The 26,029-nt window shown below is 59.3% G+C and carries 23 protein-coding genes and 1 pseudogene; 11 read left to right on the top strand and 13 right to left on the bottom strand.

The window, feature by feature from the left end; all coding sequences use genetic code 11:
* From D8U18_RS22570 to D8U18_RS22585, 4 genes and pseudogenes are all read right to left on the bottom strand, one after another.
* Nucleotides 1–306 (bottom strand): annotated as a pseudogene (locus D8U18_RS22570) (MetQ/NlpA family ABC transporter substrate-binding protein); the annotation flags it as partial.
* 165 nt (nucleotides 307–471) lie between these two features.
* Nucleotides 472–1,245, bottom strand: a complete 774-nt coding sequence (locus tag D8U18_RS22575) for a MetQ/NlpA family ABC transporter substrate-binding protein (RefSeq protein ID WP_056854200.1) — start codon at nucleotides 1,243–1,245, stop codon at nucleotides 472–474.
* 60 nt (nucleotides 1,246–1,305) lie between these two features.
* Entirely contained in the window at nucleotides 1,306–1,980 is a 675-nt protein-coding gene (locus D8U18_RS22580; RefSeq protein WP_130932041.1) for a methionine ABC transporter permease, read from the bottom strand.
* The gene (locus tag D8U18_RS22585) at nucleotides 1,980–2,987 is read right to left on the bottom strand and encodes a methionine ABC transporter ATP-binding protein (protein WP_130903782.1); all 1,008 of its coding nucleotides are present in this window, start codon (nucleotides 2,985–2,987) and stop codon (nucleotides 1,980–1,982) included. The genes D8U18_RS22580 and D8U18_RS22585 overlap by 1 nt, the downstream gene beginning before the upstream one ends.
* Before the next feature lie 209 nt (nucleotides 2,988–3,196).
* Between D8U18_RS22585 and katE the strand changes: the two genes are divergently transcribed.
* Complete coding sequence (gene katE / locus D8U18_RS22590) at nucleotides 3,197–5,335, top strand: catalase HPII (protein WP_131108443.1); 2,139 nt, start codon at nucleotides 3,197–3,199, stop codon at nucleotides 5,333–5,335.
* A gap of 282 nt (nucleotides 5,336–5,617) precedes the next feature.
* On the opposite strand, the gene D8U18_RS22595 is transcribed toward katE, so the two are convergent.
* From D8U18_RS22595 to zur, 4 genes are read right to left on the bottom strand one after another with little or no spacing between them, the layout of a single operon-like run.
* Entirely contained in the window at nucleotides 5,618–6,334 is a 717-nt protein-coding gene (locus D8U18_RS22595; RefSeq protein WP_056854204.1) for a PA5502 family lipoprotein, read from the bottom strand.
* Between the two features lie 37 nt (nucleotides 6,335–6,371).
* A complete protein-coding gene (gene znuB, locus D8U18_RS22600; RefSeq protein ID WP_056854205.1) occupies nucleotides 6,372–7,160 on the bottom strand; it encodes a zinc ABC transporter permease subunit ZnuB in 789 nt (262 codons plus the stop codon).
* Complete coding sequence (znuC, locus tag D8U18_RS22605; RefSeq protein ID WP_056854206.1) at nucleotides 7,153–7,938, bottom strand: zinc ABC transporter ATP-binding protein ZnuC; 786 nt, start codon at nucleotides 7,936–7,938, stop codon at nucleotides 7,153–7,155. The genes znuB and znuC overlap by 8 nt, the downstream gene beginning before the upstream one ends.
* Nucleotides 7,938–8,420 (bottom strand): zinc uptake transcriptional repressor Zur, encoded by a 483-nt coding sequence (gene zur / locus D8U18_RS22610; RefSeq protein ID WP_056854207.1) that lies wholly within the window; start codon nucleotides 8,418–8,420, stop codon nucleotides 7,938–7,940. Before zur ends, znuC begins: the two co-directional genes overlap by 1 nt.
* 66 nt (nucleotides 8,421–8,486) lie before the next feature.
* Between zur and D8U18_RS22615 the strand changes: the two genes are divergently transcribed.
* Nucleotides 8,487–9,407, top strand: a complete 921-nt coding sequence (locus D8U18_RS22615) for a zinc ABC transporter substrate-binding protein (RefSeq protein WP_131108445.1) — start codon at nucleotides 8,487–8,489, stop codon at nucleotides 9,405–9,407.
* A 109-nt stretch (nucleotides 9,408–9,516) separates the two neighbouring features.
* On the opposite strand, the gene D8U18_RS22620 is transcribed toward D8U18_RS22615, so the two are convergent.
* On the bottom strand, nucleotides 9,517–10,470 hold the full coding sequence (locus D8U18_RS22620; RefSeq protein ID WP_056854209.1) for a homoserine kinase: 954 nt from the start codon (nucleotides 10,468–10,470) through the stop codon (nucleotides 9,517–9,519).
* A gap of 50 nt (nucleotides 10,471–10,520) precedes the next feature.
* Nucleotides 10,521–10,811 carry a DUF2782 domain-containing protein gene (locus D8U18_RS22625; RefSeq protein WP_015092908.1) on the bottom strand — a complete coding sequence of 97 codons (291 nt, stop codon included), beginning with the start codon at nucleotides 10,809–10,811 and terminating at the stop codon, nucleotides 10,521–10,523.
* A gap of 74 nt (nucleotides 10,812–10,885) precedes the next feature.
* Here D8U18_RS22625 and polA point away from each other — a divergent pair, with 74 nt between their 5' ends.
* Entirely contained in the window at nucleotides 10,886–13,690 is a 2,805-nt protein-coding gene (gene polA, locus D8U18_RS22630; RefSeq protein ID WP_131108447.1) for a DNA polymerase I, read from the top strand.
* Nucleotides 13,691–14,012: 322 nt separating this feature from the next.
* On the opposite strand, the gene yihA is transcribed toward polA, so the two are convergent.
* Nucleotides 14,013–14,657, bottom strand: coding sequence for a ribosome biogenesis GTP-binding protein YihA/YsxC (yihA, locus tag D8U18_RS22635; RefSeq protein ID WP_056854211.1), 645 nt, complete (start codon nucleotides 14,655–14,657; stop codon nucleotides 14,013–14,015).
* 191 nt (nucleotides 14,658–14,848) lie between these two features.
* Between yihA and D8U18_RS22640 the strand changes: the two genes are divergently transcribed.
* The 7 genes from D8U18_RS22640 to D8U18_RS22675 all read left to right on the top strand — a co-directional run bounded on the left by D8U18_RS22640 (nucleotide 14,849) and on the right by D8U18_RS22675 (nucleotide 22,150).
* Nucleotides 14,849–15,139, top strand: coding sequence for a c-type cytochrome (locus D8U18_RS22640; RefSeq protein WP_046818664.1), 291 nt, complete (start codon nucleotides 14,849–14,851; stop codon nucleotides 15,137–15,139).
* Nucleotides 15,140–15,184: 45 nt separating this feature from the next.
* On the top strand, nucleotides 15,185–15,814 hold the full coding sequence (locus tag D8U18_RS22645) for a c-type cytochrome (protein ID WP_056854212.1): 630 nt from the start codon (nucleotides 15,185–15,187) through the stop codon (nucleotides 15,812–15,814).
* Between the two features lie 201 nt (nucleotides 15,815–16,015).
* Nucleotides 16,016–16,657, top strand: coding sequence for a thiol:disulfide interchange protein DsbA (gene dsbA / locus D8U18_RS22655; protein ID WP_056854213.1), 642 nt, complete (start codon nucleotides 16,016–16,018; stop codon nucleotides 16,655–16,657).
* A 14-nt stretch (nucleotides 16,658–16,671) separates the two neighbouring features.
* The gene (locus tag D8U18_RS22660; RefSeq protein ID WP_056854214.1) at nucleotides 16,672–17,550 is read left to right on the top strand and encodes an endonuclease/exonuclease/phosphatase family protein; all 879 of its coding nucleotides are present in this window, start codon (nucleotides 16,672–16,674) and stop codon (nucleotides 17,548–17,550) included.
* Nucleotides 17,547–19,583, top strand: coding sequence for a GGDEF domain-containing protein (locus tag D8U18_RS22665; protein WP_130908056.1), 2,037 nt, complete (start codon nucleotides 17,547–17,549; stop codon nucleotides 19,581–19,583). The genes D8U18_RS22660 and D8U18_RS22665 overlap by 4 nt, the downstream gene beginning before the upstream one ends.
* A gap of 97 nt (nucleotides 19,584–19,680) precedes the next feature.
* Nucleotides 19,681–20,460, top strand: coding sequence for an N-acetylmuramoyl-L-alanine amidase (locus D8U18_RS22670; protein WP_130908055.1), 780 nt, complete (start codon nucleotides 19,681–19,683; stop codon nucleotides 20,458–20,460).
* A 76-nt stretch (nucleotides 20,461–20,536) separates the two neighbouring features.
* Nucleotides 20,537–22,150: an EAL domain-containing protein gene (locus D8U18_RS22675; RefSeq protein WP_131108449.1), complete on the top strand. Its 1,614-nt coding sequence runs from the start codon at nucleotides 20,537–20,539 to the stop codon at nucleotides 22,148–22,150.
* Between the two features lie 3 nt (nucleotides 22,151–22,153).
* Here the strand turns inward: D8U18_RS22675 and D8U18_RS22680 are convergent, their stop codons facing one another.
* Nucleotides 22,154–23,944, bottom strand: a complete 1,791-nt coding sequence (locus D8U18_RS22680; RefSeq protein WP_056854217.1) for a KinB sensor domain-containing domain — start codon at nucleotides 23,942–23,944, stop codon at nucleotides 22,154–22,156.
* Nucleotides 23,945–23,954: 10 nt separating this feature from the next.
* Complete coding sequence (gene algB, locus D8U18_RS22685; RefSeq protein ID WP_056854218.1) at nucleotides 23,955–25,301, bottom strand: sigma-54-dependent response regulator transcription factor AlgB; 1,347 nt, start codon at nucleotides 25,299–25,301, stop codon at nucleotides 23,955–23,957.
* Between the two features lie 381 nt (nucleotides 25,302–25,682).
* Here algB and D8U18_RS22690 point away from each other — a divergent pair, with 381 nt between their 5' ends.
* On the top strand, nucleotides 25,683–25,970 hold the full coding sequence (locus D8U18_RS22690; RefSeq protein ID WP_056854219.1) for a hypothetical protein: 288 nt from the start codon (nucleotides 25,683–25,685) through the stop codon (nucleotides 25,968–25,970).
* Nucleotides 25,971–26,029: the final 59 nt, after the last annotated feature.

A 26,029-nucleotide genomic window follows, 5' to 3' on the forward strand; every position in this document is an offset into this window, starting at 1 on the left:
CTCAACGATGAACGCTTTCACTTCCGGGCTGTGCAGTGCAGCCGCCAGTTTCTTCATCGCTTCGCTGTCCTTGTCGTCCGGGCGGGCAACGAGGATGTTCACGTAAGGCGAGTCGCTGCCTTCGATGACCAGTGCGTCTTTGGACGGGTCGAGTTTGGCTTCCAGCGCGTAGTTGGTGTTGATCAGGGCCAGGTCGACCTGGGTCAGCACGCGCGGGATGGTGGCGGCTTCCAGTTCACGGAACTTGAGGTTCTTCGGGTTGGCGGTGATGTCCTTGACGGTCGACAGGATGTTTTGATCGTTCCTACGCTCTGCGTAGGAATGCCGCCATGGACGCTCTGCGTCCAACTGTGACGCGGAGCGTCACGGGATTCATTCCCACGCAGAGCATCGGAACGATCGGGCGTGCACATTCACAGCGCAAAAAAAGGGGACGCCGCTGGCGTCCCCTTTTTTCGTTGCGTTCGCAGATCAGAATGCCGGCACTACCGCGCCTTTGTACTTCTCAACGATGAACGCTTTCACTTCCGGGCTGTGCAGTGCAGCCGCCAGTTTCTTCATCGCTTCGCTGTCCTTGTCGTCCGGGCGGGCAACGAGGATGTTCACGTAAGGCGAGTCGCTGCCTTCGATGACCAGTGCGTCTTTGGACGGGTCGAGTTTGGCTTCCAGCGCGTAGTTGGTGTTGATCAGGGCCAGGTCGACCTGGGTCAGCACGCGCGGGATGGTGGCGGCTTCCAGTTCACGGAACTTGAGGTTCTTCGGGTTGGCGGTGATGTCCTTGACGGTCGACAGGATGTTGTTCGCATCCTTCAACTGGATCACGCCAGCCTTGGCCAGCAGCAACAGCGCACGGCCGCCGTTGGTGGCGTCGTTCGGGATAACGACGGTGGCGGTGCTTGGCAGCTCTTCCAGTGTTTTGTACTTGCTGGAGTAAACGCCCAGCGGCTCCAGGTGCACGCCGGCGACCGACACCAGGTGGGTGCCCTTGGCCTTGTTGAATTCATCGAGGTACGGCTGGTGCTGGAAGAAGTTGGCGTCCAGGCGTTTTTCCGCAACCTGTACGTTTGGCTGGATGTAGTCGGTGAAGACTTTGACCTTGAGGTCGACGCCTTCTTTGGCCAGAGCCGGTTTAACGAATTCGAGGATTTCCGCGTGCGGGACTGGCGTTGCGGCGACCGTCAGGGTGTCAGCAGCGTGGGCGGAAAACGCGGCAACGGCAGCGAAGGCGACGAGTAGTTTTTTCATTCAGCTAACTCCATGTGAGGCGCCCGTTTGGCGCCTGCCAGCGAATGGCCGGCTCATGTCTTACTTACGGGAAAAGTGGACGACCAGTTTGTCGCCGACGGTTTGCAGTATTTGCACCAGTACCAGCAGCAACACCACGGTGACGACCATCACGTCAGTCTGGAAACGCTGGTAACCGAAGCGGATCGCCAAGTCGCCCAAACCACCGGCACCGACTACACCGGCCATGGCCGTGTAGGACACCAGTGTAATGGCTGTCACCGTAATCGCGGCGTAGATGCCCGGGCGGGCTTCCGGCAGCAAGGCGTTGGTGATGATCTGCCGCGTGGTCGCGCCCATGGCCTGGGTTGCTTCGATGATGCCGCGATCCACTTCACGCAGGGCGGTTTCCACCAGTCGCGCGAAGAACGGCGTGGCGCCCACCACCAGCGGCGGGATCGCGCCGGCAACCCCGAGCGAGGTGCCGGTGATCAGCACCGTGACCGGGATCATGACGATCAACAGAATAATGAACGGCAGCGAACGCAGGATGTTCACCACCAGCGACAACAGGGCGTACACGCCTTTGGCTTCGAGCAACTGACGCGGGCTGCAGAGGAACAGCAACACGCCCAGTGGCAGGCCGAGCAGTACGGTGAACAACAACGAACCGCCGAGCATCAGCAGGGTGTCGCCGGTGGCCAGCCAGATTTCGAACCAGTCGATATTGGCGAAGAAACTTGTCAGGGCTTCCATTAGCGCAGCACCTCCATGTGGACGTCGGCGGCGGTGAAGCGGGCGAAGGCCGCTTCCATGTCACCACCGGTCACGGCCAGGGTCAGTTGCCCGTAAGGGATGTCTTTGATGCGGTCGATGCGACCGGCGAGGATGCTGTAGTCCACACCCGTTTCGCGGGCGACGGTACCCAGTAGCGGCGCGTAGGTCGCTTCGCCCTGGAAGGTCAGACGCACGATGCGGCCCGGCACGTGAGCGAAGTCGTCACGTTGCTCGCTTTCATCGATGTGCTCGTCTTCCTGTACGAAGCGCTTGGTGGTCGGATGCTTGGGATGCAGGAACACATCGGCCACCGAGCCCTGCTCGACGATCACGCCTGCGTCCATCACGCCGACCTGGTCGCAGACCCGGCGGATCACGTCCATCTCATGGGTGATCAGGACGATGGTCAGTTTCAGTTCGCGATTGATCTCGGCCAGCAATTGCAGGACCGACGCCGTGGTCTGCGGGTCGAGGGCGCTGGTGGCTTCATCGCACAGCAGGATTTTGGGCTTGGTCGCCAGGGCGCGGGCAATGCCGACACGCTGCTTCTGGCCGCCAGACAATTGCGCCGGGTACTTTTTGGCGTGGTCGGACAGACCAACCCGCGCCAGCAACTCAGCCACTCGCCGGTCGATTTCGCTACGCGACAGTTCACCGGCCAGCGTCAGCGGCATGGCGACGTTGTCGGCCACGGTCTTGGATGCCAGCAGGTTGAAGTGCTGGAAAATCATCCCGACTTGCTGTCGGAAACGGCGCAGGCCATTGGCATCCAGCGCGGTGACTTCTTCGCCGTCGACAAAGATCTTGCCGCCACTGGCGCTTTCCAGGCGATTGATCAGACGCAGCAGGGTACTTTTTCCCGCACCGGAATGGCCGATCAGGCCGAAAACCTGACCGTTCTCAATCGTCAGACTGGTCGGATGCAGGGCGGGGATATCCTTACCGGCGACGCGGTAGGTTTTATGGACGTTTTGAAACTCGATCACGTAGCGAACCTTGTGGGGCGCGTTGGAAAAGGGTCAGCGGTTAGCCGGGCGCGCATTTTAGCCTGTCCGTATAGAGGTTCTTAGCATTTATTTCGCATTCATCCAGCCATTTGGCAATAACGCGATCAAAGGTCAGATAAAAGGAACGGCTAAAAACCCCGTCAGTCACTACTTAGGCAACTCGAAAATACCCCGAGGAGATATGCCTGATGAGTACCAAGAAGCCTGCCGCGACCAAGAGCGCGATGGCCGGGACTGATACCCTGGACCGCAACAACAGCAATGCCAAACTCGACAGCCTGGAAAACTTCCGCTCTGACGCCACCGGCCAGGCCTTGCGCACCAATCAAGGCGTGAAAGTCGCGGACAATCAGAACACCCTGAAGGTCGGCGCCCGCGGACCTTCCCTGCTGGAAGACTTCATCATGCGTGAGAAAATCACGCACTTTGACCATGAGCGCATACCCGAGCGCATCGTTCACGCTCGCGGCACCGGCGCCCATGGCTACTTTCAGTCCTACGAAAACCATAGCGTACTGACCAAAGCCGGATTTTTGCAGGATCCCGGCAAGCAGACCCCGGTATTCGTGCGTTTTTCCACGGTACAAGGCCCACGCGGGTCAGGCGATACGGTTCGCGACGTACGAGGTTTCGCGGTGAAGTTCTTCACCGACGAAGGCAACTACGACCTGGTGGGCAATAACATGCCGGTGTTTTTCATCCAGGACGCCATCAAGTTTCCCGATTTCGTACACGCGGTGAAACCCGAGCCGCACAATGAAATCCCAACCGGCGGCTCGGCCCATGACACGTTCTGGGACTTCGTTTCGCTGCAACCGGAATCGGCGCACATGGTGATGTGGGCGATGTCCGATCGGGCGATTCCGAAAAGCCTGCGCAGCATGCAGGGCTTCGGTGTCCATACCTTCCGCTTCATCAACGCCGAAGGTAAATCGCGCTTCGTCAAATTCCACTGGCGCCCCACCGCCGGTACTTGCTCGCTGGTTTGGGATGAGGCGCAAAAGCTTGCCGGCAAGGACACTGACTACCATCGCCGAGATCTCTGGGAAGCCATCGAGATGGGGGACTACCCGGAGTGGGAGCTGGGGGTACAAGTGGTAGAAGAAGAAAACGAGCACGACTTCGACTTCGACATTCTCGACCCGACCAAGATCATTCCCGAAGAAATCGTGCCGATCACACCGCTGGGCAAAATGACGCTCAACCGCAACCCGGACAACTTCTTTGCCGAAACCGAGCAGGTCGCATTTTGCCCGGGGCATATCGTCCCGGGTATCGACTTCTCCAACGATCCATTGCTGCAAGGTCGGTTGTTTTCCTACACCGACACGCAGATCAGCCGACTCGGCGGACCGAACTTTCACGAGATCCCGATCAACCGTCCAGTAGCACCGTTCCACAACGGGCAGCGGGATGCGCTGCACCGGACCACCATCGATAAGGGACGTGCGGCTTACGAACCGAATTCCATCGACGGCGGCTGGCCGAAGGAAACCCCGCCTGCCGCGCAGGATGGCGGCTTCGAGAGCTATCAGGAACGCATCGACGCCAACAAGATTCGCCAGCGCAGCGAATCATTCAGTGACCATTTTTCCCAGGCACGCCTGTTTTTCCACAGCATGAGCAAGCACGAACAGGAACACATCATTGCGGCGTACAGCTTTGAGCTGGGCAAGGTCGAGCGGGAATTCATCCGTGCCCGTGAGGTGAATGAGATTCTGGCCAATATCGATCTGGAACTGGCCAAGCGCGTGGCGCAAAACCTTGGCTTGCCGGCCCCGACGGCTGGAACGGTGGAGGTGCCGAAAACCTCTCTGGAGCGCTCGCCTGCGTTGAGCCAGGCCAACTTGCTGCCCGGGGATATCAAAACCCGCAAAGTGGCGATCCTTGCAGCCGATGGCGTGGACGGCGCCGCGATTGATGCCATGAAGAAAGCCCTGGAAGCCGAAGGCGCTCACGCCAAGCTGCTGGGGCCGACCTCGGCGCCGGTAAAAACCGCTGACGGCAAGGCGTTGCCAGTGGATGCATCCATGGAAGGTTTGCCTTCAGTGGCATTCGACGCGGTGTTTGTGCCCGGTGGCGCGGCGTCGATCAAGGCGCTGAGTGCCGATGGCGTGGCGCTGCATTACGTGCTGGAGGCTTATAAGCACCTGAAGGCGATTGCGCTGCACGGTGAGGCGAAGCAGTTGTTGGATGTGTTGAAGCTGGAGGCTGATGCGGGTTTGATCGTCGGGGCGGATGCCAAACTGTTCAAGGCGTTTTTTGCTGCGATCGGTCAGCATCGGGTGTGGGACAGGGAGCCCAAGGCCAAGGCGATTCCGGCCTGAGGTTCTGTTTCGTTTGAGCGCGCGCCTTCGCGGGTACATACGGTAATGCTGTTCACTTAAGGACGAACCTATTCCCGTGGCGAGGGAGCTTGTCGGATCGCCGCACCGTCCCGCTGGGCTGCGCAGCAGACCCTTTTTGGGCCGCTTCGCACCCCGGCGGGACGGTGCGGCGATCCGACAAGCTCCCTCGCCACAGGATGTAATGTTCTCTCAAGTGAACAGCATTACGCTCCTACAGGGTTCATTGAAACATTGTAGGAGCTAGGCTTGCCCGCGAGCTTTTCAAGATTTACGAGGGCTAAGGACCATTTGCGCCGGTACGCTGCGCAGAATCTGCCGCTCCAGCTTCAGGTCGAATTGCGGGTCGAGCTTTTTCACGCGTTTGGTCAGCAGGTTTGCCAACCACGGGTAATCATCGGTACGCGGCGCCTGAATACTCACATCGCACTGGTAATTCACAACATCGGCGGCGATGGCGTCCAGTTGACGACGCAGTTTGCCCATATCGTTGATGTTTAGCGCTACCGTCGTGCTTTCGGCCGTTGGGTCGATGACTTTGGCTTTGGGCATGGCTTCCGCGGCTTTGAGTGCTGCTTCGGCTTTTTCCAGTTCCGCTTTGCGGGCCTCAGCGATAGGGCCGTTGACGCCACCGGTCAATGCTGGCGCCTTGGGCATCAATGCACGGGCACGGGCCAGGGCCGTAGCGGCCGCATTTACGTCACCCTTTTGCAGCACGATCTGGCTACGTAGCAAGTAGGCTTCGGCCAGTTGCCGTTGGTATTGCTCAAGGGATTGATCATTGGGCGACTCGGCCTGCAAGGCTGCCAATTGACCTTCGGCCGTGGCCAGCTCACTGCTGGCCAGGCTTTGCTCAAGCTGTGCAATGGCCGTGGCCCGCGCATCCGGGACCTCGGTGGCCGTCGGTGGCGTGCTTTGGCAGGCGCCCAGCAGCAAGGAAAATGCGACAAGGAGCAGATAACGGGCGGCGAACGACTTCATTCCTGCGACTCTCTATTTGCGCAAAAAACGAGCAAGTCTACACCCCTCGACGGGGCAGAACAAAACTCAGCAGAAACAGTGCGGCGGCCGTCACAACAATCGACGGACCGGCCGGGGTGTCCTTGAACCAGGACAGCGCCAGCCCGCCACACACGGCGAGTATGCCCAACAGGCTCGCGCCCAGTGCCATCTGTTCCGGAGAGCGGGCGTGACGTTGTGCCGCAGCCGCCGGAATGATCAGCAACGAAGTAATCAGCAATACGCCGACGATTTTCATCGCCACGGCAATCACCACGGCGATCAGCAACATCAGCGCCATGCGTAAACCTGCCACGGGCAAACCTTCGACCCTTGCCAGCTCCTCATGCACCGTAATCGCCAGCAATGGCCGCCACAAGGTAACCAGCAAAGCCAGCACCGCCGCGCTGCCACCGAGAATCCAGGCCAGATCGGTCGGGCTGATCGCCAGCAAGTCGCCGAACAGATAGGCCATCAGGTCGATCCGCACTTCGTGCATGAAGCTTAGTACCACCAATCCCAAAGAGAGGGTGCTCGGTGCGAGAATTCCCAAAAGTGTGTCGGACGCCAGCGGCTGGCGCTGTTGCAAGGTCACCAATAACACCGCCAACAGCAAGCAGCCTACGGTCACGGCGACAGTCGGGCTGACATCCAGCAGGAAACCCAGCGCAACGCCCAGCAACGCCGCGTGTGACAAGGTGTCACCGAAATAGGCCATGCGCCGCCAGACCACGAAGGAGCCCAACGGACCCGCGACCACAGCCAGAGCCAAACCTGCAAGCAGGGCGTAGAGCAGAAAATCAGCCATGCTTGCAGCTATCTCCGTGAACATGGTTATGGCCCGACCCGGGCGCCTTGACGACCGAACCGTGCAGATCGTGGGCGTGGTCGTGATGGTGGTGATAAATCGCCAGACTCTGTGCGTTTTTGCCGAAAAGCTCGACGAATGCCGGATCGCCACTGACCTGTTCAGGGTGGCCGGAGCAGCAGACGTGGCGATTGAGGCACACCACCTGATCGGTAGTGCTCATGACCAGATGCAGATCGTGGGAAACCATCAATACACCGCAGCCGTGCCGGTCACGCAGACGGGTGATCAGGCTGTAGAGCTCGGCCTGGCCAGCGACGTCGACGCCTTGCACCGGCTCGTCGAGCACCAACAGTTGCGGCTCACGCAACAGCGCGCGAGCCAGCAAGACACGCTGCATTTCACCGCCGGAAACACTTTGCACCGGGCTGTCGATCACCTGTTCGGCGCCGACTTCCTTGAGCGCGGCCAGGGCCATCGCGCGGTCCACACCCGGCACCAGGCGCAAGAAGCGCAGCACGGAAAGCGGCAGGGTCGGATCGACATGGAGTTTTTGCGGCATGTAGCCCACCCGCAGTTTCGGCTTGCGCCAGACGCTGCCGCTGTCGGGTTTCAACAAGCCAAGCACGGCACGCACCAGCGTGGTCTTGCCCGCGCCGTTGGGACCGATCAGGGTGACGATCTGGCCTGGCTCGACGCTCAGCTCGATATTGTCCAGCACCGGTTGCCCGGCAAACGTAACGGCAACCTGTTCGAGTCGGATCAGCGCGTTGCTCATCAAGCCCCCTGGCAACCCGAACAGAGACCGATCACTTCGACAGTCTGGCCCTCAACGACGAACCCGACATCCTCGGCGCTGGCGATAATCGCGTCGCTGATGGATTTCTGTTCGAGCTCAATGGCAGCGTGGCACTCACGGCAGATCAGGAACTGACCCTGATGCGCGTGCTCCGGATGATTGCAACCGATGAAGGCGTTGAGGGATGAGATGCGGTGAACGAGGCCGTTTTCCAGCAGGAAATCCAGTGCGCGGTACACGGTTGGCGGCGCGGCACGGCGGCCATCTTGTTCGCTGAGCACCGCGAGAATGTCATAGGCACCCAATGGCTTGTGGCTTTGCCAAACCAGCTCCAGCACCCGCCGCCGCAACGCGGTCAGGCGCAGGCCCTGACGTGCGCACAAAGCATCGGCCTCAGACAGAGCGCTATGCACGCAATGAGAGTGGTCGTGGGGACGGCTGGCAATCGGTGTTTTAGGCATGAGCGGCGACGAGGTTTGTGAGAGACGTTATTATGTTACCCGTTCTCGCCTCTTTGAGTGGTCATCGTGTCCCGAATTTTTTCTATCTTTGTCGCATTTATCGCCAGTTTTCTGCTGATGGGTTCAGCACAAGCCGAGGTTAAAGTCCTCACCAGCATCAAGCCGCTGCAACTGATCGCCGCTGCCGTGCAGGACGGCGTGGCGATTCCGGAAGTGCTGCTGCCGCCAGGCGCCTCGCCGCATAACTATGCCTTGCGCCCTTCCGACGTACGGAAGGTGCAGTCGGTCGATCTGCTGTACTGGATCGGTCCGGACATGGAAGGTTTCCTGCCGCGAGTACTCAATGGTCGTACTTTGCCTAGCGTTTCCGTTCAGGTTTTGCCAGGGATGAAGCTCCGCCATTTCGCCGAAGATAACCACTCAAACGCCGAAGAAGCCGACGAACATGATCATGATCATCGCCCGGGCAGCCTCGACGCGCACTTGTGGCTGTCGCCGATCAATGCCCGAGTCATCGCCACCAAAATGGCGGCTGACCTGAGTGCCGCCGACCCTGCCAATGCTGCGCGCTATCAGAGCAACCTCAAGGCGTTCGATGAGCGTCTGGATGCGCTCGACGTGCGGCTGAAGAAACGCCTGGCAGGCATTGAAGGCAAACCTTACTTCGTGTTTCACGAGGCTTTTGACTACTTCGAAGACGCCTACGGTCTTAAGCACGCGGGCGTATTCAGCGTTGCCGCGGAAGTACAGCCCGGCGCCCAGCACGTAGCGGCGATGCGTGCGCGGTTGCAGGAAGTCGGCAAGACCTGCGTCTTCAGCGAGCCGCCGCTGCGCCCGCGCCTGGCCGAAACCCTGGTAGCGGGCCTGCCGGTGAAATTGGCGGAGCTGGATGCGTTGGGCGGTTACACACCCGCGACGGCTCAAGGTTATGAGCAAGTGCTGGAGAAGTTGGGGAATGATTTGGCGGGGTGCCTGGAGTCGCTTTAATTAATGCAATAACCCTGTGGCGAGGGAGCTTGCTCCCGCTGGACTGCGCAGCAGGCCCCAAGAAGGGGTCGCTTCGCAACCCAGCGGGAGCAAGCTCCCTCACCACAATTTAAAGAGCGAAAGGCAACGGTGTATTGACCGTCTGCCGCTGTGCCAGGCGCAATTGAAACTCCATCGGGTCGTGAATCAACACGTCCTGCCCGGCGAATGATTCGGCCGCGATCAGGCGCGACAACCAGAACCGCACGCACGCCACCCGCAACAGGGTCGGCCACAACTCGGCTTCGGCCGCCGTGAACGGACGCAGTGCGGCGTAAGCGCCCAACAGCGCTCGCGCTCGCGCTCCGTCGATCAGACCATCGTCATCGGAACACCAGTCGTTCAAGGCAATCGCCACGTCGTAGAGCATCGGCCCCGAACACGCGTTGTAGAAGTCGATCAGCCCGGTCAGGTGCGTGCCCTCGAACATCGCGTTGTCGCGGAACAGGTCGGCGTGGATGTTGGCGCGAGGCAACGCCAGAATTTTCTCTTTCTGCCGGGTGATTTCTTCCAGCGCTCGCTGCAACAGTTCCTTTTGCTCGGCATTCACGTGCGAAAGGAATTGCGTGCCCTCCTCCAGCATCCAATCCAGGCCACGATCGGTCTTGCGCTTGATCATGTTTGCAGCTTGGGTGGCCAGGTGCAGATGCGCCAGCAACTCGCCCACTTGCGCGCAATGCTGCGCGTTGGCCTGCTTGATGTGCTTGCCGGCCAGGCGCGGTTGCAACAATGCAGGCTTGCCAGCCAGCTCACGCAACGCCACGCCGTCCGTGGTGCGGATGGCGTATGGCACCGGCAGATCGGCTTGGTGCAACACGTCGAGCAGCTCGATGAAGAACGGCATTTCTTGCACCGGGCCACGCTCGACCAGGGTCAGGACAAACTCGCCCTGCTCCAGGCTGATAAAAAAATTGGTGTTTTCGCTACCGGCGGCAATCCCCTGGAAATCAAGCAGGCGGCCGAGGCCATAAGGGGCGAGAAAAGCTTCCAGCTCAGGCCGAGCCAGGGGGGTGAACACAGACATGTTTAAGCTGCCAGTACGGGCGCTGGTGGGCGCCAATTGAAATTAAGAAACTACTTCCACTCGAAGATCTTCCACGACGGAATCAGCATATCGGGCTGATCCGAGCGGATAAAGTTACCGTCCGATCCATCGGCGCGCACCAGAAAGTACGGTTTTCCGCCCTTCGGCGTGACCTGTATGGCATACAGGAAGCCATTCTGGCGGTATTCCTTGATCGTGTTGTCGCCTTCCGTGCGGATGGTTACATCCGGTTCCGGCGATGGCGCATCGTCCGCCGCCATAACAGCCAATGGAGTGATTGCAAACAAGCCAGCCAGCAACAGGCGATTTAGTGTGCGCATGATAACCTTGTCCCTTTGTCGTCAACGGTCCCGCTATTCTAGCGCCGGACCCGCCGAAAAGGTTGATCCTGCTCATGAGCCAAGCCCCCCTCGTCCTGGTGGACGGTTCTTCTTACCTGTACCGCGCCTTTCACGCGCTGCCACCGCTGACCACGTCCAAAGGCCTGCCGACCGGTGCGGTCAAGGGCGTGTTGAACATGCTCAAGAGCCTGCGCAAGCAGTACCCGGACAGTCCGTTCGCCGTGGTGTTCGACGCCAAGGGTGGGACTTTTCGCGATGACATGTACGCCGAGTACAAGGCCAACCGCCCGAGCATGCCCGATGACATGCGCGTACAGATCGAGCCGCTACACCAGAGCGTGATTGCCCTGGGCTTCCCGCTGTTGTGCGTCGAAGGCGTCGAGGCCGATGACGTGATCGGCACGCTGGCCCGCAGCAGCGCCGCGGCAGATCGCCCGGTGATCATTTCCACCGGCGACAAGGACATGGCGCAACTGGTCGACGGCCACATTACCTTGGTCAATACCATGACCGGTAGCAGCATGGACGTGGAGGGCGTGAAGGAGAAATTCGGCGTCGCTCCCGAGCAGATCATCGATTACCTGGCGCTCATGGGCGATTCGTCCGACAACATTCCGGGCGTTCCGGGCATCGGTCCGAAGACCGCTTCCGGCCTGCTGGTCGGCGTCAACGGTGGCCTGACCGAGCTCTACGCGCAGCTCGACATCGTGCCGACCCTGCCGATTCGCGGTGCCAAGACCCTGCCGGCCAAGCTCGAAGAGCACAAGGAGATGGCATTCCTGTCCTATCAACTGGCGACCATCAAGGTCGACGTGCCGCTGGACATCGGCCTTGATGACCTGAAAATGGGCGCAGAGGATCCAGACAAACTCTACGAGCTGTATACCCTGCTGGAATTCAAAAGCTGGTTGAATGACCTCGATCGCGACGCCAAACGACTCGAACTGAGTAGTGCCGCCGAACCTGCGCCAGTCGCTGATCTGTTCAGCGCACCCGAAGTCGAAGCACCGGCCCCCGTCGCCGAAGCCGCTTATGAAACCATCCTTGATCAGGCGCGTTTCGATGTCTGGCTGGAGAAACTGAACAATGCCAAATTGTTCGCGTTCGACACCGAAACCACCGGTATCGATGCGCAACAGGCGCAACTGGTTGGCCTGTCGTTCGCGGTACAGCCTAACGAAGCGGCTTACATCCCGCTGACCCACTCCTACATCGGCGTGCCCGAGCAACTGGATCGCGATACCGTCCTGCGTGCGCTCAAGCCGATTCTGGAAGACCCGAACAAACTCAAGGTCGGCCAGCACGCCAAGTTCGACATGAACCTCCTGGCCAATTGCGCCATCGGCGGCGATCAGGCCAATGGCATCACCGTGCGCGGCATTGCCTTCGATACCATGCTCGAGTCCTACGTGCTCAATTCCACGGCCACCCGCCATGACATGGACAGCCTGGCCCTGAAGTACCTGGATCACACCACCGTGAGCTTCCAGGACATTGCCGGCAAAGGCGCGAAACAACTGACGTTCGACCAGATCGCTCTGGAACAGGCCGGCCCGTATGCCGCCGAAGACGCCGACATCACGTTGCGCCTGCATCAGGCGCTGTTCGAGAAGCTCACGGCGATCCCGAGCCTGGCCAGCGTGCTGACCGACATCGAAATCCCGCTGGTACCGGTGCTGGCGCGCATCGAACGCCAAGGCGCGTTCGTCGACGCTGCGCTGCTCGGCGTACAGAGCATCGAACTGGGCGACAAGATGGTCGCGCTGGAGCGCGAAGCCTTTGAGATTGCCGGCGAAGAATTCAACCTGGGTTCGCCCAAGCAGCTGGGGGTGATTCTCTACGAAAAACTCGGCCTGCCGGTGCTGAAGAAAACCGCCAAGGGTCAGCCGTCCACCGCTGAAGAAGTGCTGGCGAAACTGGCCGAGGACGATTACCGGTTGCCTAAAGTGCTGATGGAATACCGTTCCATGAGCAAGCTGAAAAGCACCTACACCGACCGCCTGCCGGAGCAGATCAACCCTCGTACCGGGCGGATTCACACCTCGTATCATCAGGCGGTGGCGTCTACAGGGCGCTTGTCTTCCAGCGATCCGAACCTGCAGAACATCCCGGTGCGCACCGCTGAAGGACGGCGCATCCGCCAGGCGTTCGTGGCGCCGACCGGCTACAAATTGCTGGCGGCGGACTATTCGCAGATCGAATTGCGGATCATGGCCCACCTCTCGGGCGACGAAGGCTTGATGAACGCTTTCCGCCACAATCTGGACGTACACACCGCCACTGCCGCCGAAGTTTTCAAGGTCGAGCTTGCTGACGTGACTTCCGATCAGCGTCGCAGCGCCAAGGCGATCAACTTTGGCCTGATCTACGGCATGGGTGCGCAGAAACTCGGTAAAGACATTGGCGTCGATACCAAGACTGCCAAGGCGTACATCGATACGTACTTCGCCCGTTACCCGGGTGTTCGCCAATACATGGACCGCACCCGTGCTCAGGCGGCGGAGCAAGGTTATGTGGAGACGTTCTTCGGACGACGCTTGTACCTGCCCGAGATCAACTCCAATAAACCACAGGAACGCGCCGCCGCCGAACGCACGGCAATCAACGCACCGATGCAAGGTACGGCGGCGGACATCATCAAGAAAGCCATGGTGGCCGTGGACGAATGGCTGGCTTCGTCCGGCCTCGACGCCAAAGTCATTCTGCAAGTGCACGATGAATTGGTTCTTGAAGTACGTGAAGACCTGGTCGATCAGGTCAGCTCTGACATTCGTAAGCACATGAGTGGTGCCGCGCAGCTCAATGTTCCACTGCTGGTGGAAGTCGGCGTAGGCAATAACTGGGATGAGGCGCACTGAGCCAATGAAAAAAGAGCCACGCCTGCTGCGGCATAGTGCCGCGGTGGGCGGTTCGAAGAGCGCTTAGTCCGGAAAATGCTCGGGGTTATTCCAAAGCATTTGAAAAAAATCTGAACTAATCTGGAGAAATGCCACTCAGAGTTACTGAATGGCTGGTGAAGCCCTTCGATGCTCCTATGTTGTGTTAAGTGTTGGCAGATATCTGGACCCCGCCCTAGCGGTCTAGAACTTGAACCCCGGAACTTCCCCCTCCCCATAGAAGTCCGGGGTTTTTTTTGCCCGTAGAAAACTGCCTGAGCGCGCCACAGGCAGTTTTCGACGCTTACTGGGCCTCGGCCTCGGCACCCTTGTCAGCCAGCTCCATCCAGCCTGCCAATACCGTGTAGGCCTCTTCCAGACCCAGGCGTTTTGGCGCCGAAAACAGCTGAATAGTCACCAGATCACCCCAGCCCTTGCGGATTTCCGACTGCACTTTCAGCAGTGTGTTCTTGGCGGCGCCGTAGGTCAGCTTGTCGGCTTTGGTCAGCAAAATGTGCATCGGCATGCCAGCGGCTACGGCCCAGTCGAGCATGAGCAGGTCGAAATCGGTCATTGGATGACGGATGTCCATCATCAGAATCAAACCTTTCAAACTCTCGCGACCGCCCAGATAGGCTTCCAGGTGACGCTGCCAATGTTGCTTGAGCGGGATCGGTACTTTTGCATAACCGTAGCCCGGCAGGTCGACCAGACGGCGTTCATCGTCTAGCTTGAAGAAGTTCAACAGCTGTGTGCGCCCCGGAGTTTTCGAGGTACGCGCCAGGCTGGCGTGGGTCAGGGTGTTGAGAGCACTCGACTTGCCGGCGTTGGAACGCCCGGCGAAGGCGACTTCGAAGCCCTCGTCATCCGGACATTGGTCGACTTTGGCGGCGCTGAGCATGAAGGTGGACTGTTGGCACAGACCGAGGATGGGATTCTTGAGTTGCATGGGATTTCCGATGTGGGCGGCGCCAGGAATGGGTGCGGCAAGCAGTGTCGCTTCCGTTTCAGTGACGCCAGTATATAATGCCGCAGATTTTGTGTGCGCTTTGTCCCAACGCAGGATGAAGTTCACGGGAGCGATAGACCTTGATTGCGCATTAGAACGCAGAACGCTCTCAACCCTGAAAAGGTCGTTTTATGACGAAATGGCTGCTAGCTGCCGGTGTCCTGATACCGCTTTACAGCGCTCAGGCTACACAGGATCCGGAAGCTGTGTACAACCGTGTTTGTGGTGCCTGTCATTCCGGCCAACTACCCATGGCGCCCCGCAAGGGCGATCAGGAAGCTTGGACGCCGAGGTTGGCGAAAGGTATGGAGACGCTGGTGCAACACGTGACCCAGGGTTTCAAGGCGATGCCGCCGCGTGGTTTGTGCATGGACTGCAGTGCCGAGGATTACCAAGCCATCATCCAGTGGATGAGCGAGTAAACCCGGTCCATAACTCTTAACCCTTAGCCGTAGTTGGATTAGCTGATGAAGAAATTGATCGTGAGTCTGCTGTTGACCGTGGGCATCTCCGGCATGGCCAATGCTGCAGGTGAGGCAGTACAGCCGGGCGATGCAAAAGCCGGCCAGGCAAAAGCCGCTGTATGCGGGGCCTGCCATGGCCCGGATGGCAACAGCATGGCGCCGAACTTTCCGAAACTGGCGGGCCAGGGTGAGCGCTACCTGACCAAGCAGTTGCACGACATCAAGTCGGGCAAGCGCACTGTTCTGGAAATGACCGGCCTGCTGACCAACATGAGCGATCAGGACCTGGCCGACATGGCCGCCTACTTCGCCAGCCAGAAAGGCAGCGTGGGCGCCGCCGATGAAAAACTGGTCAAGCGCGGTGAGAATCTGTTCCGCGGCGGCGATCTGGCCAAGGGCCTGCCATCCTGCACCGGGTGCCATTCGCCAAATGGCGCAGGCAACGCAGCCGCCGGCTTCCCGCACCTGGGTGGTCAGCACGCTCAATACATCGCCAAGCAATTGACCGATTTCCGCAAGGAAGACGGTGGACGCACCAACGATGGCGACACCAAACCAATGCAAAGCATTGCCAAAAAGCTGAGCGACGAAGACATCGCCGCAGTGTCCAGCTACATTCAGGGCCTGCACTAAGGCCGGCGAATCGAGCGTTGCGCAAGGCGTACGTCTCTTGCAACGTTAACGCTCGATTAATCCGTCGCAGCAAGTATAAAAAGGGTGGCTTTGGCCGCCCTTTTTTGTGGCCGCTGCCGTTACACTACAGAACTCAGGCCCGCCAGGATCTGTCTGAAAAACAGGTCGCGCGAGGCGATAAAATTTGTCCAGGAGTAAAGCATGCGTAATCTGATTATCAGCGCCGTTTTTGCCGCTGCCAGCCTGTTCGGCATGACTGCCCAGGCCGCCGAAGCCCCAGCCGCCCCTTACGTAGAACTGAGCAATCCGGTTCCGGTAGCCGTGCCTGGCAAAATCGAAGTGGTGGAACTGTTCTGGTATGGCTGCCCTCACTGCTATCACTTTGAACCGACCATCAATCCATGGGCTGAAAAACTGCCATCGGACGTGAACTTCAAGCGTATTCCAGCGATGTTCGGCGGTCCTTGGGACGCTCATGGCCAGATGTTCCTGACCCTCGAATCCATGGGTGTCGAGCATAAGGTCCATGCCGCGGTGTTCGACGCAATCCAGAACAAGAAAATGAAGCTGACCGACAAGAATGACATGGCCGACTTCCTGGCTACGCAAGGCGTAGACAAGGAAAAATTCCTGGCCACCTTCGACTCCTTCGCGATCAAGGGTCAGGTTGTTCAAGCCCGTGAATTGGCCAAGAAGTATGAAATCACCGGCGTTCCAACCCTGGTCGTGAACGGCAAGTACCGCTTCGATGTGGGCTCCGCCGGCGGTGCCGAACAAGCGCTGCAACTGGCCGACAAACTGATCGACAAAGAGCGAGCGGCTACCAAGGCTGCCGCCAACTAAGGGCAGTACCTGCCATGCGCCGCTGGGGTACTGAACGCGTCGTTGGCCTGCATGATCCGCGGGTCAACGAACATCATCTGGAATCCACGGGCCTGCCCGCAGACAGTCGTCTGCGCTTGCTCAGTTTCAATATTCAGGTCGGCATCAGTACCGAGCGCTATCGGCATTACCTGACCCGTGGCTGGCAGCATTTGCTGCCCCATACCGGGCGGGCCGATAACCTGCAAAAAATCGGCAATCTGCTGGGCGACTTCGATCTGGTCGCCTTGCAGGAAGCCGACGGCGGCAGCCTGCGCTCAGGCTACGTCAATCAAGTCGAACACCTGGCCCAGCTCGGCGCCTTCCCCTACTGGTATCAACAACTCAATCGCAATCTCGGACGCCTCGGCCAGCACAGCAATGGCGTGCTCAGCCGCCTGCGCCCGTGGGCGATCGAGGATCATCCGCTGCCGGGGCCCAAGGGTCGCGGAGCGATTCTGGTGCGTTTCGGCGAAGGACCGGAAGCGCTGGTGGTGGTCATGATGCACCTGGCATTGGGTGCACGCGCCCGAAGCATGCAACTGGCCTACATCCGCGAATTGATCGGCGGTTACAAACATCAGGTGCTGATGGGTGACATGAACACCCATGCCAGCGACCTGCTGCAACACTCGCCGTTGCGCGACCTTGGCCTGCTCGCCCCTCAACTCGAAGCGACATTCCCCAGCTGGCGTCCGCAGCGCTGCCTGGACCATATTCTGCTGAGCCCGTCCCTGACCCTCGAAAAGGTCGAGGTGCTGGCCCAACCCATTTCCGATCACCTGCCGGTCGCGGTAGAGATTCGTCTGCCGGGTTCGCTCACGGCTGATGCATTGCCCGCGTTGAGTCCTGCCCTTCGCGGAACCCCTGAATGAGCGACGAAACACAGCGCTGGAAAGAGAAGTACCTCAAAAGCATCGAACACCAGGAAAAGCTCGAACGCCGCTGGGACGCCCGGCTCGATTTGTTGCGTCGCGGGCTGGTGCGCAGCACCCTGGCCGCAGAAGGCACCGATCGCGCCGTTGACCAGTGCATGAAGGAAATGCGCGAGGTGGTGCGCACCGACGACATGGACGCCGGTCTGGCCGCCCTGCTCCCGCGACTGGAAAAAGCCGTACTCGACTCCGAACAGCGCCGGGAAACCCGGGTCAACCAGACCAGCGCCGCGTTGAACGCGCTGGTCACTCAACTGCAAACATTACCGCTGCCTCGAGAAGTCAGTCGCCCACTCAAGAATTTTGCCAAGCAACTGGACAGCCGGGTCAGTCAGGCTCGCGAAATTCCACTGCTGCTCAGTGAACTGAGCGGTCTGCAAGGCAAGGCCCTGAGTCAGCTGGAAAGCCTGCCAGAACCCGAACGTCCAGGCCTGCTGCAGCGGTTGTTCGGTCACCGCGACTCAGATGATCTACAAGTCACGGCCACAGCCGACCCAGCCGCCAGTGCGCCTCTGGCCGTGACCGTGGCGGTACCTGCGGTTGCCACAACGGCTGAAACAACCAGCGAAATCCTGTTCACGGCCGAACCAATGCCTGTGGAACCGCCGGCCAACGCCTCCACAGTCGTCGCCCACCCGCCACGCCCGACCCCTGCAGTGGCGATAGAGCCCGACGTCGCCGCACCGCTCGTTCCATCCTTCAATGAACCGCACGATGCCCCCGAAGCTGATCGCGCCGTGTACGTTGAACAACCCCCTACTGGTATGGTCGAGCCCGCTAGCGGGAATGAGCTGCAAACCAATCCGGACGAACTTACCCCCGCTCCCTTACCCGAGGCGGCGTTGTTGCCTCCAAGCGCGGCAACAGGCGATTCCGGGCAGGTCGGGCACGATATGTTTTACGCGCTGCCGGACTCTCCCGAGCCGTCCTACAGCTCGGTGGCCAAACACATTGAGCAAACCCTGCTCGGCTTGCTTGACGATCTCACGTTACCTGAACGCCATCGGCCTCAAGCAGAGTCGATGCGTGATCGCTTGAAAAATGGTCTGAACTGGTACGAATTGCTACCGATCCTCGACGATCTGGCAACCTTGATGCTAGCGATTTCGGACAGCGGCCAGCATGAATTCGAAGCCTATCTGCAACGCCTCAACGAGCGTCTCGAGTCGTTCCAGAGCAACCTGCAAGCTGCCAGCGCCGATCACGCCGACAGCCGCACGGCCGCGCATGCGCTGGACACGCAAATTCGCGAACAGGTCGGCGGCCTGCAAACCAGCATGCACGAAGCTGCAGACCTGGAAGGTCTGAAGCACGTTCTGGAAAACCATCTCGAAGGCTTGCTCGGCACCATGGACGAGCATCGCAAGCAACGCGACGAACGCGAGCAGGAAGTGGCCGCTCGCCTGCAAAGCCTGGCCGAACGGGTGGCACATATGGAGCAGGAAGCTTCAGGTTTTCGCGAACACCTCGAAGAGCAGCGCCAGAAAGCCTTGATCGACCCGCTCACCGGCCTGCCCAACCGCGCCGCCTGGAGCGAACGCCTGGATCACGAGATCGGCCAATGGCAGCAACATGGCAATACGCTGATGCTGGCGATGCTCGATCTCGATCATTTCAAACGCATCAACGATAACTACGGTCACCTGGCGGGGGACAAAGTGCTGAAAATCATCGCCACGGTGCTGCGCAAGCGACTGCGCGGGACAGACTTCATTGCCCGCTTTGGCGGAGAAGAGTTTGTTCTGTTATTACCGTCGACAGTCCCGGCGGCCGGCCTGAAACTGCTGGAACACCTGCGAGCATCGATCGAGGCTTGCCCGTTCCACTTCAAGGGCGAGCGGGTCACGATCACGATTTCCATGGGGCTTGCCGCCTTCAAGCCCGGCGAACACAGCGATCTGGTGCTCAAAAGAGCCGATCAGGCGTTGTATCGGGCAAAAAATGCCGGACGCAACCGGGTGGAGCTGGGCTGAAGGCCAATTGTTCCATTTTGTTTAAATGGTCGCGATTGCCCGCGGCATGCAAGGCAGTACGTTACACTGTTGCATTACTGTCTTGCGTGCTTTCGCCATGAAATATCTTGCCCTTATCGTATCGCTCGTTGTGCTGGCTGGCTGCGCCAGTGGCCCCCGCTACGACACCCGTTATCCATCTGCCAACCACGACAGTCGCATTCAGTTTGTGGTGCTGCACTACACCTCCACATCAATGGAGCGATCGGTGCAATTACTGACCCACGGCGAAGTCAGCGCCCACTACCTGATCGGCGACGACAAAAACGCGACCATTTATAAACTGATGGATGAAAACCTGCGGGCCTGGCATGCCGGGGAAAGCCAATGGCAAGGCCGCACCTGGATGAACTCCAGTTCCCTTGGTATCGAAATCGTCAACCCGGGTTTCAAGGACACTCCGACCGGACGCCTCTGGTATCCCTACACAGAAGCGCAGGTCCAGTCGTTGATCGTCTTGCTCAAAGACATCAGCCAGCGCTACAAAATCAGCCCTCGCAGCATTGTCGGCCATAGCGATATCGCGCCGTTGCGTAAACTCGATCCCGGCCCGCTATTCCCCTGGAAACGCCTGGCCGCCGAAGGCATTGGCATTTGGCCAAACGAACAGGCGGTCGCCCGGCAGCAAATGCAATTCGAGACGCAGCTACCGAGCATCTCCTGGTATCAGGCGCAGCTGGCACGCGCGGGGTACGAAACACCACAGACTGGCGAACTGGACGTCGCCACACGGCATGTCATTGCAGCCTTTCAAATGCATTTCCGCCCGTCCCGTTTCGATGGCACGCCGGACGCACAAACTGCTGCGCTGCTACAGGTATTGAATCAGACAAAATAATGACGGCCGCCCGACGGTCAGCGCGTTTTTTTCATCAGCAGCTATAACTCATTGGTAATTCTTCGGATATTCCACAATGCCTGCTGCTCGAGAGACATTTCGTAGTTGGTTCTATCGCCCGTGGTTTCTGGCGATGCTGGCTGCTGTCCTGAGCGCAACGATGATGATGGCGGGCAGTTACTTCATCGCCATCCACCAGCTCGAGCAAGAAGAAAGCCGGGAAATGAACGCCCAGGGCGAACGTTTTCTCGCTCGCCTGGAACAATTGTTTGGGCAACTACGCGAAAGCCTCGACGACCTGGAAGCCCAACCGCTGCGAAGTTGCGATGACGAAATGATCGCGACGTTGCAGCAAGTGAGCTTCAACTATCGGTTCGTATACGAAGCGGCCTATATGGACGCCTCGCGTATCTGCTCCAACCGCCCACGCCAGGAAGGTTTGTCGCTGGTGCGGGCACCGGACATCAAAGGACCAACCTACAGCTACTGGCTCAACACCACCACCGAACCCGATGAAAACCGCGCCGCGCTGATGCTCGGCCGCGGCAACTTCCGTGTGGCCACTTCTCGCGGCCATTTGACCGACATGGTCGACCTGTCACCGGGCAGCAGCCTGTTGGTGATCCTTGACCATGGCACGCGGGCGATACCAGTGCTCGGTGTTTCCCAGGTGTGGCCACCGACGGAGTCCTGGCCACCAAAGACCCGCGATGCCTTGCTCGTCACGCACACCCGCCTGATTTACCGAATGCCCACCGACAACCCGGAATACCAATTGGTCCTGATCAGCCCGCGCACCGGCACGCACATTCCGCCCGTATGGTGGTGGCTGCTCCCTGTGTGTCTGTTGCTGTCAGCCTGCGTGGGTTTCCTGGTGTTCCTGCTGGTGCGCCAACGCCAATCGCTGGATGCTGAGTTGACCGGGGCCATACGCCGGGGCGAATTGCAGGTGTTGTATCAACCGATCTTCGATCTCGACAGCCGCAACTGCGTTGGCGCCGAAGCCTTGCTGCGCTGGCGACGACCCGATGGCACGCTGACCAGCCCCGACCTGTTCATCCCGATGGCAGAGAACACCGGGCAGATCCGCCAGATGACCGACTTCGTCCTGCAACGCCTGCTTGAACAACTTGGGCAACTGCTTCGGGCCAATCCGCAGCTGTACATCTCCGTCAACCTGGCGGCGTGCGATGTGATGGTTCCGCGCATCGGCCAGGTGATGGAGCGCCTGCTGACGTTGCATCGAGTGGCAGCCAAGCAGATTGCCTTTGAAGTGACCGAACGGGGTTTGATCGATGTAGTGGTCGCCCGGGAGAACCTGCAAGCCTTGCGCGATGTCGGACATCAAGTGCTGATCGATGATTTCGGCACCGGCTATTGCAGCCTGGCTTACTTGCAAACCCTGCCGGTGGATTGCCTGAAGATCGACAAGGCTTTCATCGATGCGCTGGGCCATGACGCCGCAAGCAGTGGCGTAGCCCCGCACATCATCCACATGGCGCAATCCCTGCACCTGAAGGTGATTGCCGAAGGCATTGAGCATGAAGCCCAGGCAGCGTTACTGAGCAGTGAAGGTGTGAAGTTCGGCCAAGGCTGGTTGTTCGCCCACGCGCTGAGCGCCGTGCAGTTCATCGAACTGATTACCCGCGGGCGCCGGCTGACCAACCGGCGCCTGGATGACGAGGCCTGAAGCCTACACCGACAGTGCCATGTAGAACTGGGTGCCCTGCCCCGGCCGCGAATAAACGCCCATCCGTCCGCCGTGCAATTGCACAATTTCCTTGCACAACGCCAGGCCGAGCCCGGCTCCGCCTTTTTTACGGCCCACCTGGACGAAAGGCTCGAAGATCCGCCCCTGTTGCCCATAGGCAATGCCTTCGCCGTTGTCCTCGACACTGATGATCACCCGATCGCCATGGCGCCGCGCCTGCAAGCGGATCAGCCCGCCGGCAGCGGTATGGCGCAGCGCGTTGTCGATCAGATTATCGAGCACCCGGTCCAACTGTGGTTGATCGGCCTGCAAGCGTGGCAACGGCCCCTGCACCTCAATCAACAGCTCAATGCCCTTCTCTTCGGCACCTCTGGCAAAGCGAAGCTGCGCCTGCTCCAGCAGATCCTCGATGGAGCAAGGCGCCAGCACCAGCTTCTGCAGACCGTTCTGGTAACGGGAGAAGTTCAGCAGGTCGTTGATCAGCTGCATCAGGCGCTGCATTTCTTCGTTCACCGTGTCCAGCAGATCGGCTTCACGGGAATCCTGCGGGAAGTGCGCGCGTTCGCGAAACAGGCCGAACGCCATGTGCATGCCGGTGACCGGTGTGCGCAATTCATGGGAGGCGCGCAGCACGAATTCGCTGCGCACCCGTTCGAAGGCACGCTGCTCGGTAACGTCATGCAACACCATGACCGCGCCGAGAATATGGCCCTGGGTGTGGCTCACTGGCGTGAGGCTGTAGGTCAGCAGCCGCGTCTCGCCATCGACCTCCATGCTCAGATCTTCGGGCGCCCGCTCCAGCGTGCCGCCACGCAGAACCAATTGCAGCTGCTCATCAAGCTCAGGACGCTCCAGCGCTGTGCCCAGGCCTTGCCCGAGTCGATCACTGTCCCAGCCCAACTGACGCTGAGCCACCGGGTTGAGATGCTCCAGATGGCCCTGGCGATCGATCATCAGCAAGCCATCGTCGATGCTGTCGAGCACCGCCTGCAAACGTTGCTGACCGGCCAGCAGCTCATCGACGTTGGTCGCCTGATGCTCGCGCAGTGCCTCGGCCATGATGCCGAAGCGCCGGGTCAGCTGATTGAGCTCGACGGCCGAAGAAACCGGCAGCAAGACATCGAAATTCCCCTGCCCGATGTTATCCGCCGCTTGTGCCAGCGCCTCGATGGGTTCGCCAAACCGCCGGGCGATGGCGTGAGCGGTCACGAAGCCGATGATCAACACCGCCAACCCGACCAACCCCAGCAGGCCGGCGACCAACAGCGCCCGCTCGCGAGCCTTGCGCTCGGTCGCGCCGATGTTATCCAGGGCGCGCTTGTGTTCAATGATCAAACCATTGCGCAGCGCGTTGAATCTTTCCGTGAGTTCATCGTTGCCGGACAGCACATGAGCATGATCGGGCGAAACTTCATAGGCCCGAATAAAGCTGAGGTAATCCGCCTTGGCCTTTTTGAATCCGTACTCGTTTCCTTCGGACTGCGCTTCCTGGGCGATTCCCTGGTCCAGCAATTCGAAATAACGCCGTTTGGAGGCTTCGAAGGCTTGGGAATCAGGGCGCTCGCTGAGCATGATGATCAACTGATCGCCCAGCGTCTGGCGCAATTTAAGGCCAATATCCAGGGTGACGAAGTTGTTGCGTACCAGTGCTTCCTGGCTTCCGGCCATCTGCATCACGCTGACCAGCCCGAGCAAAAGCCCGAGCAGCGCGACGGTTATCAGCGCGGAAATGCTTAAAAACAGGCGAGTCCGCAACTTCATCGCCAGCTTCATCGGAGGCGACTCACAAGTTGTACTGTTTGCGTTTGCGATAAAGGGTCGATGCGTCGATTCCCAAGGTTTTGGCAGCTTGATCAAGTGTACCGGCGGTGGCGAGGACCGCGCCGATGTGGGCTTTTTCCAGTTCGTCCAGACTCAGCGCCGCACCAATGCGCGGGGCGTTGTTGACCGGTGTTTCCGCCATCCCCAGGTGAGTGATCTCGACACGCTCCTGCGGGCAGATAATGCTCGCCCGCTCTACCACGTTGCGCAACTCGCGGATGTTGCCCGGCCAGCGGTAACCGAGCATTGCCTCAATGGCTTCATCACTGAACCCCCGCGCCGGACGCGCGTATTCTTTGACGAACCGGGCCAGAAAGCGATCGGCCAGGTTGATGATGTCTTCCCTGCGCTCGCGTAGCGGCGGCAAGTGCAGGGTGATGACGTTCAGGCGATAGAGCAGGTCTTCGCGAAAACGCCCATCACGGACCATGTCTTCGAGATTCTGGTTTGTGGCGGCGAGGATGCGAACGTCGGCGCGGCGCGTGACCGGGTCACCGACTCGTTCGTATTCCTTGTCCTGGATGAAACGCAGCAGCTTTGGCTGCAGAACCAAGGGAAAATCGCCGATCTCGTCGAGAAACAGCGTCCCGCCATCGGCTTGGTTGACACGGCCCAACGTGCTTTCACTGGCACCGGTAAACGCACCACGGCTGTGACCGAACAGTTCGCTTTCCATCAGTTCGGCCGTCAGCGACGGGCAGTTGATGGTGATGCACGACTTCTTGGAGCGTTTGCTCCAGCCGTGAATGGCTTGGGACAGTTCACCCTTACCCGTACCGGACTCGCCAAGAATGAGGATATTGGCATCGGTATTGGCGACCTGCCGTGCGGTTTCGAGCACCACTTTCATTGCCGGGCTATGAGAGTCCAGACCGTCCTTTGGTTTGCGTACCTCGCCTTCCAGTGCTTCCAGGCGCGCCGACAATTGCCGTACTTCCAATTGCTTGGCGGTAGCCAGACGTAATTGATCGGGGCTGCACGGCTTGACCAGATAATCCGCGGCGCCCGCCTGGATTGCATCCACCGCCGTGTCCACGGCCGAGTGCGCGGTAACGATCACTACCCGCATCCAGGGCGCCTGGATGCGCATCTGGGCCAGCACATCCAGGCCATTGTCTTCGCCCAAACGCAAATCGAGGAAGCACAGATCGAACACCTGACGCTGCAACAGCGCTTCGGCCTGGGCAGCGCTGTTGGCCGTTGCCACGCTGTAGCCTTCGTCTTCAAGGCAATATCGAAAGGTACGCAGGATGGCGGACTCATCATCCACCAGAAGAATACGGCCTTGATGCTCGGTGGCTGATTCCATTTTCCTACGCTCCTTAATGAATGATCTTAGGTTAGTCCCGGAAAAATCGGGCAAGTTGCATGGTTTATTCTGATCTATTAACGCCGTCTCAGGGTAGCTATCTGCAAACACCATGAGTTGCGTCTTTTTCTGACAGTCACGTCCTTCTCTCAATTCAAAATGATTGCGATGCCGTATGGCAAATCGTGCATTACGCACGGACGGGCAATGCAGCATCGTGCAGGATGCCTCCGAACAGACTTTTTAATCATCAGTAACATATTGATTTATAACGTATTTTTTCGATGAAAAAAGCTGGCATGACGACTGCAATGATCTGAGCAATGCAGGGCAACAACAACCGCCCTCAACCAGATCACCCCACGCGGGAGGAGCTTCAGAATGAATCGTCAACGTGCCGCCCAATTACGTCTCTCGCCACTGCACATCCAGCAAGGCTTGTTTTGCGTTTTTGCGCTGCTGGTCACTCTGATTGCCGGTCAACAATTTTTGCGCTGGGAGCAGGATCAGCAGCAAGCAGCGCCACGCGTGTCGTTTCAACAACCGATCCAAACCCACTTCAGCGCGGCCGGCAGCGGCATGAATGACACCGCCGCCATGCGCATGATGGACGTCGACCAGGCACAACCTGTGAACGAGATGCCTCGTCAAGAGCGCTGGGTTTTCTGATTACACAAACTTGGCGCGTTCGATGCGCCGGGACAAGCACCTCTAAAATAGAAGCGTAA

The organism is Pseudomonas sp. Sample_10 (genome assembly GCF_004321495.1).
GTDB lineage: Bacteria > Pseudomonadota > Gammaproteobacteria > Pseudomonadales > Pseudomonadaceae > Aquipseudomonas.